The 11912-nt window shown below is 39.8% G+C and carries 14 protein-coding genes and 1 pseudogene; 12 read left to right on the top strand and 3 right to left on the bottom strand.

Annotated features, from left to right (window positions below):
• The first annotated feature begins 249 nt into the window (after window positions 1-249).
• The 12 genes and pseudogenes from AC58QO_RS33280 to AC58QO_RS33225 all read left to right on the top strand — a co-directional run bounded on the left by AC58QO_RS33280 (window position 250) and on the right by AC58QO_RS33225 (window position 9638).
• On the top strand, window positions 250-738 hold the full coding sequence (locus AC58QO_RS33280; RefSeq protein WP_497273139.1) for a hypothetical protein: 489 nt from the start codon (window positions 250-252) through the stop codon (window positions 736-738).
• A 461-nt stretch (window positions 739-1199) separates the two neighbouring features.
• Window positions 1200-2444: a serine hydrolase domain-containing protein gene (locus AC58QO_RS33275; RefSeq protein WP_497273137.1), complete on the top strand. Its 1245-nt coding sequence runs from the start codon at window positions 1200-1202 to the stop codon at window positions 2442-2444.
• 765 nt (window positions 2445-3209) lie between these two features.
• Complete coding sequence (locus tag AC58QO_RS33270) at window positions 3210-3464, top strand: hypothetical protein (RefSeq protein WP_497273135.1); 255 nt, start codon at window positions 3210-3212, stop codon at window positions 3462-3464.
• Window positions 3465-3624: 160 nt separating this feature from the next.
• Entirely contained in the window at window positions 3625-4056 is a 432-nt protein-coding gene (locus AC58QO_RS33265) for a hypothetical protein (RefSeq protein WP_497273133.1), read from the top strand.
• Between the two features lie 158 nt (window positions 4057-4214).
• Window positions 4215-5078, top strand: a complete 864-nt coding sequence (locus AC58QO_RS33260; RefSeq protein WP_497273131.1) for a phosphotransferase — start codon at window positions 4215-4217, stop codon at window positions 5076-5078.
• 158 nt (window positions 5079-5236) lie between these two features.
• Window positions 5237-5473 carry a hypothetical protein gene (locus AC58QO_RS33255; RefSeq protein WP_497273129.1) on the top strand — a complete coding sequence of 79 codons (237 nt, stop codon included), beginning with the start codon at window positions 5237-5239 and terminating at the stop codon, window positions 5471-5473.
• A 462-nt stretch (window positions 5474-5935) separates the two neighbouring features.
• On the top strand, window positions 5936-6403 hold the full coding sequence (locus AC58QO_RS33250; RefSeq protein WP_497273127.1) for a DUF4362 domain-containing protein: 468 nt from the start codon (window positions 5936-5938) through the stop codon (window positions 6401-6403).
• A gap of 451 nt (window positions 6404-6854) precedes the next feature.
• A complete protein-coding gene (locus AC58QO_RS33245) occupies window positions 6855-7139 on the top strand; it encodes a hypothetical protein (protein ID WP_497273125.1) in 285 nt (94 codons plus the stop codon).
• A gap of 212 nt (window positions 7140-7351) precedes the next feature.
• Window positions 7352-7900, top strand: a complete 549-nt coding sequence (locus AC58QO_RS33240) for an alpha/beta fold hydrolase (protein WP_497273123.1) — start codon at window positions 7352-7354, stop codon at window positions 7898-7900.
• 438 nt (window positions 7901-8338) lie between these two features.
• Window positions 8339-8806 carry a hypothetical protein gene (locus tag AC58QO_RS33235; RefSeq protein WP_497273121.1) on the top strand — a complete coding sequence of 156 codons (468 nt, stop codon included), beginning with the start codon at window positions 8339-8341 and terminating at the stop codon, window positions 8804-8806.
• A gap of 174 nt (window positions 8807-8980) precedes the next feature.
• A pseudogene (locus AC58QO_RS33230) lies at window positions 8981-9076 on the top strand (class I SAM-dependent methyltransferase); the annotation flags it as partial.
• Window positions 9077-9122: 46 nt separating this feature from the next.
• Window positions 9123-9638 carry a GNAT family N-acetyltransferase gene (locus AC58QO_RS33225; RefSeq protein WP_082596080.1) on the top strand — a complete coding sequence of 172 codons (516 nt, stop codon included), beginning with the start codon at window positions 9123-9125 and terminating at the stop codon, window positions 9636-9638.
• Between the two features lie 222 nt (window positions 9639-9860).
• On the opposite strand, the gene AC58QO_RS33220 is transcribed toward AC58QO_RS33225, so the two are convergent.
• The 3 genes from AC58QO_RS33220 to AC58QO_RS33210 are packed head-to-tail and all read right to left on the bottom strand — an operon-like array spanning window position 9861 to window position 11312.
• On the bottom strand, window positions 9861-10580 hold the full coding sequence (locus tag AC58QO_RS33220; RefSeq protein WP_497273119.1) for a DUF4386 domain-containing protein: 720 nt from the start codon (window positions 10578-10580) through the stop codon (window positions 9861-9863).
• 59 nt (window positions 10581-10639) lie between these two features.
• Window positions 10640-10864: a helix-turn-helix transcriptional regulator gene (locus AC58QO_RS33215; protein ID WP_497273117.1), complete on the bottom strand. Its 225-nt coding sequence runs from the start codon at window positions 10862-10864 to the stop codon at window positions 10640-10642.
• Window position 10865: 1 nt separating this feature from the next.
• Window positions 10866-11312: a hypothetical protein gene (locus AC58QO_RS33210; RefSeq protein ID WP_497273115.1), complete on the bottom strand. Its 447-nt coding sequence runs from the start codon at window positions 11310-11312 to the stop codon at window positions 10866-10868.
• Between the last annotated feature and the right edge of the window lie 600 nt (window positions 11313-11912).

The raw sequence follows: 11912 nt of genomic DNA, 5'->3' as shown, positions 1-11912 counted from the left end.
AAGGAATAACAGGAATGAAAATCCCCTCTGGCGTTTATCGAATTAATGAGAGCTTGAATTGATGACAATTCCCTCAATGGATAGATAAACCATTGAACTAACGGATAACGAGAGTTCAATAACAACATGAAAAGGCAGCCATTCCAGTGGATTGGTTGCCTTTTCTCAAGTGACGGGAAGGATAATTTATTGACTTCACGAATCTTCAAGTATTAAGAATTACCAAATTCGTAATTGGAGATGTTCACTATGGAGTATCAATATGTTTCAGAAAACATGATTGATCATTTGTCATTACATGATTGTGTAATTGATAAGGCGTATGTAAACGAGAATGAATTGGTCTTAGAATTTGATCATTTGGATGTGCTCGTAACACACCCACTGAATCCTTATCCAGTAGCAAAGTCTTCGGGTAAAGCGGCGATTATTTTTGAGTTGTATGACTTGGTGCAATCTATTCTATATGACACTTCTAAAGTAAGTAAAAAGCACATAAAAGTTGAGGAGGATGCCGAGATTTTAAATATAGATATTCTGAAACTTGCAAATGATTTTGAGGTGTTAAAACTTGACGAAAAAAGTAAAACTAAACCATTTGTTTATGAGTTCCATGGAACTACATCATTAAAGTATCGAGCTGAATTCGGGAGTTTTATTATTAAATGTCATAATGTTAAGATTTGCTGGAACGAACTTTTGGAAAACGCATGGTTTGAAAGAAAAAGTAAAAGTTGATCATTCAGCTAACGGAGAACGATAGTTGAATAAAAAAAGGAGCAGTTCTGCCACAGCAGCTACTCCTTTTTTTTATTAGTGAAATAGCTTGCGTAAAAAATGCTATAAAATGGAAACTTTTCACTAGTTCACTTCGTCTAATTTATTAGAACTAATCAAAGGGGCAGTATTTACGCCCTGCTCAGTTCCAATGGGGCGGGCAAGACAATGGTTGTCAAGAAAACTACTTACGGGTGACTTTGAATTTGTTGAAACCGAGAATAAACGTCCGATGAACATATGGCTCTATGCTAAATGCAGGACATATTTCGATTCTGATCACCCAGAACAGGAGGTGAGTCATCTATTGATTGCCAATATTCAGTCTCTTCGATACATCGAACAGGCTTTCAAGCTTTGATAACAAAAGAGAATTTGTAGATCAATAGGGCTGATAAAAAAGTAAAGAGAGGGAAAACCAAATGAAAAAGATTACAACGGGACAAAGCAACAGCGGCTTCTCCGAAACAGGGCTGCGCAGGATGCGCAACGTGCTGGCACGGCATGTCGAATCCGGGAAGATTCCTGGGCTCGTCGCCCTGGTCAGCCGACACGGTGATACACACATCGAAGAGATCGGGACGATGCGCCATGACGGTGGCGCGCCAATGCTCCGCGACACGATCTTCCGGATGGCCTCGACGTCCAAGCCGGTTGCGATCGCGGCGACTATGGTCCTGCTCGACGAGTGCAGGCTACGGCTGGATGACTTGGTAGAGCAGTGGCTGCCGGAACTCGCCGACCGGCGGGTGCTGAAGAGCATCGACGGTCCGCTGGACGATACAGTGCCGGCGCGGCGGCCGATCACCGTACGGGACCTGCTGACCTCCACGTTCGGGCTCGGCATGGATATGACGTCGTTGGGCACTCCGATCATGAACGCGATCTTCGAGCAGGGGCTCACGCCCAATCTACCGGAGCCGGTGCCCGAGCCGGATGAGTGGATGCGCCGCCTTGGCACGCTTCCGCTGATGTACCAGCCCGGAGAGCGCTGGCAGTACCACATCAGCAACGATCTACTCGGCGTGCTCGTCGCCAGGGTCACGGGCAAGTCGTTTGAAACGTTCCTGCGCGAACGCATCTTCACCCCCCTGGGCATGAAGGACACCGGTTTCCACGTGCCCGCCGACAAGATCGATCGACTGCCAACTCTCTACGCCCCCGACCCGCAGACTGGAGAGTTCAACGTGTGGGACGAGGCCAAGGGGGGACGCTACAGCCAGCCTCCGGCGTTCCAGGGCGGCGGCGGTGGACTGGTTTCCACCGTCGACGACTACCACGCCTACTTCCGGATGCTGCTGAACCAAGGGATGCATGGAACCGAACGGATCCTGTCCCGTCCGGCCGTCCAGATGATGACCACCAACAGCCTCACGTCCGAGCAACAAGCCGCCCGAAACGCCATGGCTAGAAACAACGTCCATGTGTCATTCGGCCAAGGGCAACACGGCGGCTGGGGCTTCGGGATGGCAGTGCGCACCTACCGTGGTGACTACGCGTCCATCGGCCAGTTCGGCTGGGACGGCGGAAGCGGCACCGCTACGTATGCCGACCCGGACAAACAGCTCACCGGAATCCTGCTCACCCAGGTCGGTGCGTCCACTCCGGATTCATCGTGGCTTATCCACGACTTCTGGACCACGGTCTACCAGGCAATCGAAGACTGATACCGAGCCCGCGTCTGGTATGCCTGCCCTCAACCTGCACCCAACGGTCAGCCCCTTGGCGGCCGATGGAAGCAAAAGTTGCCTTTGGTACTTTGCTTAGACGCTTCCCAGATTATTAGATACAAAGCTTAAATAAAACCCTGTGGCTTCTTCCATTCCTATGAAAAAACAGACCGATATCTATTTCAAATCGGTCTGTTTTCTATTTATTGGTCAAATTAGGGTTCGTCGTTCGTTTTAAAAAATTACATCTACATTGCGGGATGCGTCAGCTTTGCTGGTACTACCCCTACAAGTGTTTAAGCTAACGTGAACTTTAGTTAAGCGTAAGGAGCAGTTTGCTAAGTTCAAATTTCGATACAGAACTGAGTAAATATTTTTAATATCATATCAACCTCCTACAACATCGTCTATAATGGTTAAAAGGAGGTCGGGATTATGAATAATTACTTTTGCATCAAATGTAATTTGGTGCATTTGCGATCTAATTCAAAAAAGGAATCAATTTTAAAATCTGGCTTCCATTACCTCAATTTAACAATGTATAACGCTGGTATATGTAATACTCACACAAAAATATCATCTACAATAGAAGATCAGACGATCAGTTGCTCATTCTTGTTTCAAGAATGAGTTTTTTATTTTACGTTTCTCATGGTGATCAAGATGGTCGGTAAGACTTTGAATTGGGTTGAATTAAGGGGATTGAGCTAACGGATAACGTTTGTTCAATTCATTCACATATCCAACTACCTGGAGGTTACCATGAAAACTAATGAAGCAATGTCTGCACTATTGCTTAAGACCAAACCTTCAGGGGCTAGTAATAACGATGAATACACCAACTTTGTTGAATGGGATGGCTGTATTTTGATCAGAAGTTTTGCAAGAGATCTTCCGAGTAGTTTCGATAAAACAACTTACATCGACCGTACTGATTGCGAAGCGTCGATAAACCATTTGCACTTGGAGAACCTCTCTATAGCATTAGATTTAATTGACGTATGGGAAGTCAGCTGAGACCGGATGAAGTTGCCTGGGTGGATGAAGAAAATGACCTCGAAAATTTTAAGCATGAAGCAATACTCCTACTAAAGGTGCAACCTTAGCATTAAGCTATCGGAGAACAAAACTTTTCGTCGAATAAATATAGGGTAAAAAGTGGACGGGGGGATGAATTATGAAATTCACATTACGCCATCTCGTATTTATAATTTCTATAATGGGCTTACTAACATTCATCACTGGCTGTAAAGGTAGCAGCGACTCAAAAGAGTTTTCTGAAATCGGAAATGGTTTAGCCAAGAATCTCAATCAACTAAGGGACGAACCAGGTGTCACTCTTACAGGCTTTGCAAGCAATTCTGATGAAAAATTATTCAGTATAGGGATTCGCATTGACCATGACAAAATAACAACTGAAAAATTAAAGCAAGCTTTCCATTCCTATCTCAAGAATGCCGCCTTGTATACTCACGAAACAGACCCAATGAAAATGCTGCAACCCTACAATTTACGCATTGATGAGATTGTCACCAGTAAGGAAATCCATCCCATTTTAGCTGAAAAAAAAGCTGGTTCTAACGAAATTAAATGGAATGAAATAAAGTAGTGCAAAAGGGTAACTATAGCTTAGTTAACAAAAGGGCTGCCGCGTGGCAGCCCTTTGCTCAATTAACGGGCAGCTATGTTAATTATATTAAATCTATTCCTATCAATCCGAGAGTATGTGATATAAAATCAATGGGGTGATTTCGGGAGGTAGTAAACATGAAATTAGGAATAAATGTTAACGAGATAATTAAAGAACTTTGTGAAAAAGATGTAATTGATCGCACCACTAAGATTCTTAATAAGATGAATGGAACTACAGAAGGACTAGTGTATACTCTTTCAGTGGACGAGAATCCAAAATACGTGTTTAAGCTCGATAGCTCAGAAAATATTTCTTTAGTCGAACAAATGCATCTAGCTTATAAAAATAGCATGCTATTACCTAATCTTCTCTATACCGATCCTGCTAAAAAGTTCATTGTATATTTCTATACTCCTGGTAAAACGCATTTTAATCGTGGTTCAAAATTAAACTGGCTTACTCTGTTGATCAAAGAGCTTCTGAATCATTACGAAATATATCGGAAAACGGATAATTGGGGCTTCTGGTTAGAAGATCCGTGCCAAAATTGGCGTGATTTCATTGATCGTGGAGTGGAATACTCGCGAATTAATGTGGGTAGTCTTTTACCAATTGAGGATTATTTTAAAGTGATATCATTTGTTGGAAATATATCAACGGGTGAAGGACATGAAAGGTTTTTGCTTCATGGTGATTGTGGTGTCCATAATTTCGTGTTTGATCAAAACGTGTTAACAGGAGTTATCGATCCTTCACCTATTGTTGGACCTGTATTATATGATTTTATTTATGCGTTTTGCTCTTCTCCTGACGATTTGAACCTAGAAACTTTAATTTCAACATTTAATTTGCTAAATCATGATCCTATTGAGAGGTCAAGGCTTATTGAAGAAGTAATCATTCAGCTTTATTGTCGCATAGGGATCTGTTTAAAGCACCATCCACATGATTTAGCCGATTACTTAAAGGCTTGGGACTATTGGAAAGTTCTTATCTAATAAACATCTAATAGTACGATCAAGTTAACGGAAAACGATAGCGAAATACATACGAAGAAACGGCAGCCTGTAATAAATGGCTGCCGTTTTCTCAATTAACGGGCAGGATAGTTCGGTTGCTTTCGCGAATGATTTAACGTTGGAGGTGCACAATCGCGATGTATGATTCCAAAAAGAGCGTAACCGAAAAAGAAGTTGAAAGAATCGCTTGGGAACATATCTATAAAAACCCATCTACTGTGTTCAACTTTCAATTAAATAACATTAATTATGATGAAAATCGTCATCCTTGCTGGTCAGTTTTATTTGAAATGCGGAATCTCAATGGAGATTTGGTGGATGGACCCCTTATATTGGGTATTGATAATTATGGAGAAATATTGTTCGTTGGATAAATTATGACCAACGATTAAGCTAACGGAAAACTGATAGTGAAGTTGCTACATAAAGCAGCTTCTTTTTTTCATTTCATTGAAGTGCGGGCAGTAATGTTGAATGTTGAACAATAAAACCGTGGAAACCTTCAGTGTTATAGATTGGAAGGAATATGGAAACACAACAGCGAATACAAAGAACTAGTCTTTTCGATAGCATGCCAATTGCTTATATTACAGTTAGATGCATACTCTATATTTTATCTTTTATTGGTATTTTAACGGTGGCTTTTTGCTCGATAGAATTGATAATAGAAGTACATAAATTCAGAAAGCAAAGATGACCTTTAATTTGTTCAACAAACGGCGAACTATAGTTGAACAAACCTAAATAGGCAGCCGCGTGGCAGCCCTTCACCCCGCTAACGGGCAGGATAGTGTAATCGCTTAGTCGAATATTTTAAATATGGAATTATTGCGGAGGTGGAAATCGTTAAATACAAGAAAACGATGATTTACATTCAACTAATCGTCTTTATTGGATTGGTCAGTGTCATTTTTTTACTCTTAAATCAACAATCTCATAAAGAAAAAATAAACAAAAACAAGTCAATTATTATTAACTTTGACCAAGTGGATTTGGACCGTGTAGATAAAATGGTGAAAAGATTTAATGAAGGTAAGGGAGATAACTTAATGATTATTTCTCCGACAATGGACAGCGGTCCAGAGATTCATGACGTAAATTCAAATGGTAAGGAAATACATTGGATAGTTGATAACACAAGAGACGGATGGAGTGCAGACAAAGGCAAGACGGAATATGTCTGTAAATCAATTCGAATGAATGAAAGAGATGACGAATTCTTTGATGTTGAATTATCTAAATGTAATAACTTCAAGGAAAATGAACAACTGAGGTTAATATCATTTAGAAAAGAGATATTATAGTAGATGTTTAGAAGAACGCATTAGCGTACGTTAGTTGAGAATTAAGGGGGAGTTGTTTGCCACGATCAGCAACAGCTCTTTTTAAAGTTAGTTGTTGATAATTGGATTATCAGAACAGATGTTTTAAAATAGTGAAATCATTATATCTTAAAGTTTAAATAAGGGGTGATTATGTGGAAGTTTTCGGAATTATGGGGTTCATATTCGGACTTGTTGCTTTTACGAATGCATTGACCAGTATTAAAAAAGTAAAAGAACTTGAAAAGAGAATTGATGATTTAGAGGGAAAATCGTGAACAATTTCTCAAGTAAACGGGTGCTTTGATTGAATAAGACTATATTACAAAATAGTTCTCCCAGACAATTGGTAGTTCTATTTTTTTCACTTACTATCAACATTAATTAAATTTAACAGAGCCTTTCATTAAAGTAATGGGCAGGTTAGCGTGGTATGAAGCCTGGAGGATTTGTTGTTGCAGTTACACTTGGTCCGTCTGCACGTCCTCGTTGGACTGCTTATCGAAGATTATTTGGAGAACCTGTCATTAACAATATGATGATGCCTTGGGAACTTCTAAAATTAATGCAAGAACAAGGTTTAACTTGTAAAGATATGCGTGGTGCATATGGCGGACCAAACGGACCAGATGAGCAAGTTTTGGAATTGATTAATGACAACTGGGTTAATAAAGCATCGTTATCTTTCCTTTGGGCATTTGGTATGATCAAAGAATAAGTAATTGTTTCCAATATGTGGTATTATTAAACGGGATTGTCCCGTGAGGAGGATATCACGTGGATAAGCTCTACAAAAGCCTACATCAATTCGGTGAAAAAGAACTGATGAGGTTCTTTAACAATTTACTGAAATAATATGTTTTGTGAATTAGAACATCAATTATTTGACACTAGCTTAGAATGAGGTATCTAATATTAGGAGATAAAAATATGCTAGAGCAAGAAATGTTGATAGAGCTAAACGGTTTTAAGTTATTCACTAAGTCCTTGGGAGATACTAAAGGTTTCCCAACAGTAGTCATGGATTCTGGCTATGGTGATTATTCCAAGGCTTGGAATGCAATAACCCCCGATATCGCTTCAATAACAAAAGTGTTTATTTATGACAGAGCTGGATTAGGAAGAAGCGAAAAAAGCCCAAATCCACGAACTAGCAAAGAAATTGTAAAAGAACTTAATCAGCTTTTGTTGAAGTCTAATATTGCACACGATGAGTTCATGGAAAGTTTGGATCAAATAAAACAGAAAAGATATCTCGGCAGTGTACCATTATTAGTTGTATCAGTAGGTAAAAAGGCTCATTATTCACAAAGTGCTCAGGAACTGTGGCACGAAATGCAAAGAGAGACACTTTCAATTTCAGAAAATAGTGAGTTTATTATTGCAAACAATAGTCCTCATTATATTCAGGATTATGAACCATCAATTATTGTCGATGGAATAAAACGTTTATTTTCAAAATACAGAATGAATTTATAGCGTTACTCCTATCACTGAACTAATGGGATACGTTAGTTAAAACTAACCTGGAAGCAGACCGCCACGGCCACGGTAGTTTTCTCATTTTGTTAAAAGCTATAGGCAGTATTACGGAATACTGTACCAATGGGGATTACATGAAAAAAGAATAAATAAACAGAGGTACCAAAGCGCTCGTATTAGTTAATCCTAATTCGAACGCTTTTTTTGTTCTCTAATATCATTGATTTAAAAAAGTTTTGAACTAATAACGTATGTAACCGCATATTCGAATACAATACTCGGGTAACCGTGTCGGGTTCTAACAACAGTGGAGGAAATGCTTTGGCCTTATGAATTTAAGGTGCATAACTAAGAAAGCCCCATTTCTTCATGAATTGCAACCAAGTGTTTCGACAATCGTAATATAGCATATACTGATGTACGGAGGTGCTTGAGATGGATTTTCTGAAGGATTTAGGTAAACTGGCAGGCGATGTAACAGGCAAAGTGCTTGGAGGAACTGTCCGTGTGGCAGGGGAGCTTGTTCGCAGTGATTATATAAAGGAAATTGGGAATGATGTAGAACAGTTAACGGCCAAAACGGGTGAGATCGCAGGCCATGCAGCGAGTGGTGTATGGGATGTAGGTGCAGGCTTAATTACCGCGGATAAGCAACAATCGAAAGCTGGACTCCATGAGCTTGAACAAACGGCCATTACGACGGCAAGAGGAGTTGGCCATGGCATCGAGTATGTGGTTGAGAGCGGAAAAGATGTCGTAACAGGCTTCAAGGATAGCGATAAAGCGCGGATGAAAGACGGCGTGAAAAAGCTGGGTAAAGCGGCCGCTATCAGCATTCTGGCTATCGGTGTGATCGATGTCGTCGATGGTCCGGACGTACCGGATTCCTCAGGTACGGTGTAAAACATGTACCGTCATAAAAACAGACCCAACGAGATATCGGAGATATCGTTGGGTCTGTTTTTAGTCTTTGTGCTAGTTAGCGTTTTTGTTGAAGTAACGGGCAGGATAGTTCAATTAAAATTAATAATTCTCTTGTTCAAATATTACAGATTATTCCATAATTAAGCATCCTAATATGAGTCGGATTTACAGGTGCTTTCTTTACCACACAAATATGAAGCAATAATTATTCCTGAAAGGTCATTTTTACTCATAGAACAACGAGAAGAAAGGAATTTTTGAAAGGTTATTGATATAAAAGAAAGGTGGGAAATTCTTGATAGAAACAAAACGTCTTATAATTAGAGAAATGGTGCAGTCCGACTATGATGCATTGTGCGGAATATTGTGTGATGAGGAAGTAATGCGTGCTGCTTATGAAAGTGCATTCAACTTAGAAGAAGCACAAAATTGGCTTAACAGACATCTTAAAAGATATGAAGAGTATGGTTTTGGACTTTGGGCTGTTGTATTAAAAGAAACAAACGAAATGATTGGTCAATGTGGCTTGACAATGCAAGGCTGGAGAGAAAAAGAAATTTTGGAAATAGGATTTTTGTTTCAAAAAGCGTATTGGCACAAAGGTTACGCAACAGAAGCGGCAATTGCTTGCAAGGAATACGCTTTCTCAGTTCTTAATGCAAATAGGGTTTATTCTATTATTAGGGACACAAATATAGCCTCTCAAAAAGTTGCTGTTCGAAACGGTATGAATATTATTGATAAAGATACTAAGAATTTTAGGAATATAGATATGGAATTTTTTCTGTATTCTGTAGAGCGAACAAAATGAGCATAATACAAAGTAAAAAACAATTGATAATGTAATATGCCTTTAAATGCTATTATGAAAGTCAAATTGATAAATTCCAAGTTGTAGAGACAGAATCCTGAAAATACTAGAGAATACTCCGAAAGAAAATTTAAAAGCTGTCTCAAAAGGTCTTTTTGCTATTAAACTAAAGGGCAATTATTCGTGGTAATTATTTAAGAATCCCTATTATTTAGGTGCGTGTTAATATCTCGCCGCTTTCTTATTTGCAGACATGGAAGCAAGTGCAGATTCATTAAATCCTTTAATGATGAGCCACACCGCGAGAATCATTTCATTGGCTGCTACTGGCAGCGCCAAAATAGCACCCCAAACAGAAACTTGTTGAATTACACCGAACATTACTAACAAAGCATAAATAAAAACAAGAGTTGCCCCTGTCATACCTAAGAGGGATATAAATCTGGGCACGAGCTTGGATTTATAAAATATATAACTGTACATCATAGTGTTGATGCCCAGCATGAACAAGGGACCAAGCAAAAATGTCCAGTCATGTATTGCTTTTAATACAGTGCCTGAAACTTGAAAAGAGGCAGTGTCTTGGGCTCCTATTGCTACAAACTCCCGGCTTAACGTCACCAGGGACAGTACGCTGATTACACCAACAGTAATGATAATCGCTTCAAGAAACCTGAAGCAAAGATGCCAAAGAGCTATCGTTTCATTATACTTTCTTAAAAACGGAAACATTGTAGTTGCAGTACCAACCGCTGAAACAACAAGTATTAACTCCATAAGCGCTCCCAGTATCACCTGGTTGGCATGTTTAGAACCCTGAATCAGGTAATCGGGATCATTTAGGATAGGTTTGTATAAAATAAAAGCAGCTATCATCGACGTAACCGCTGCAAGTATAAACAGTACTCCCACAATTTTTGCGTTTTTTTTGTATGAACTCATTTTTTTATCTCCTTTTTTAATAAATTCATTGTCAGTTAAAGTAATGATATTCGTAGTTCTTACTCCTGTCTGTTATCCCCGTAAAAGAATACCTCTTCCAAAGGTAAGTTGAAAGCTTGAGCAATGCGAAAAGCCAGTTCCAGAGACGGGGAGTAGTTACCCTTTTCCAGGGCCACAATTGTTTGTCTGGTTACGCCCACCTTGTCAGCCAACTGCTGCTGGGTCATTTCATCATGGTTGAATCGTAATTTTCGGATGTGATTGCTGACAAGATTTTTGCCCATATTAGACTCCTTTCCGATAGTGATAAAGTTTCGTAACGGAGCCGGTCAAATCGGAGAGAAATCCGGAGGCGATCAGGATCATGAACATCGCCTGCGACGGCTGATCGATGACCAGCGATCCCATGGCAAGAAGAAAGCCGATGATAAACACGAAAAACGAAATTCGGTTCGCTTTCAATTCAATGAGCTTATCCAGTTCATCCGCGAAATTCGGTTCCTTTTCTCTGGTCGTTATTCGAAAGACGATGTTAAAAGTAATGCTGATAATGATATGAGCGACTATTGAAACCAACATCAGCACCAGGACGAAGAAACCCCAAAAGTGAAAGGTTTCCGTCGACTCCAGCCCCCATTCGGGGTACTGCGGATACATGTACAAGCAATAAGATCCGAAAATAAGTACGGTGCTGATTAAAGATACGATGCTCTTCTTTTCTTGATAGGTCACGGCGGTGCACGCCTCCTGTAATTTATTTTTTACATGAAGTAAAGTATTCTATACATAATGTTACCAAAATTAACCACAATGTCAAGTTTAATTTACATCTTTTATGGTTGAAGAGATTGGAATTGACGTTTCCGCGCCGTATAATTAAGTCATTAAACTCTAACGGCGAACGATTTAACTAAAAAAGGTAGTTACGTAACTTTGGATGGGCAGGGGATTGCAAAGGTTCGCACCGCTGAGGGGCTATCGCCCCTTGGCGCTCTAAACTAACGAGGAACGAAGTAAATAGTTATTGTCTTGGTATTTATGTCCATTTTTTGTTACATCGCTCCTAGTTGATTTTTTAATGTACCAAGCTGACTAGCGATAATGGATTGCTCAAAAAGGTGTTAACCCTTGCCATAGATAGACATGCGTGGCGTTCAGCTAACGCAGAACGATAGCGCAGGAGCTGCATTGAAGCAGCTCTTTTTTTGATTCCAATAAAGTAGCGGGCAGGATAGTTTAACTATAAGTGAGTAATATCAACTCAAATCTATATTTATTTGATACCTTATTAAATAGGAAGTTAAGTTCTATCAATGGAACAAGAGAAGTGAA

The organism is Paenibacillus sp. J31R30 (assembly GCF_059692115.1).
Note: the sequence above shows the minus strand (reverse complement) of the source record. Positions and strands in the feature narration are given on the sequence as shown.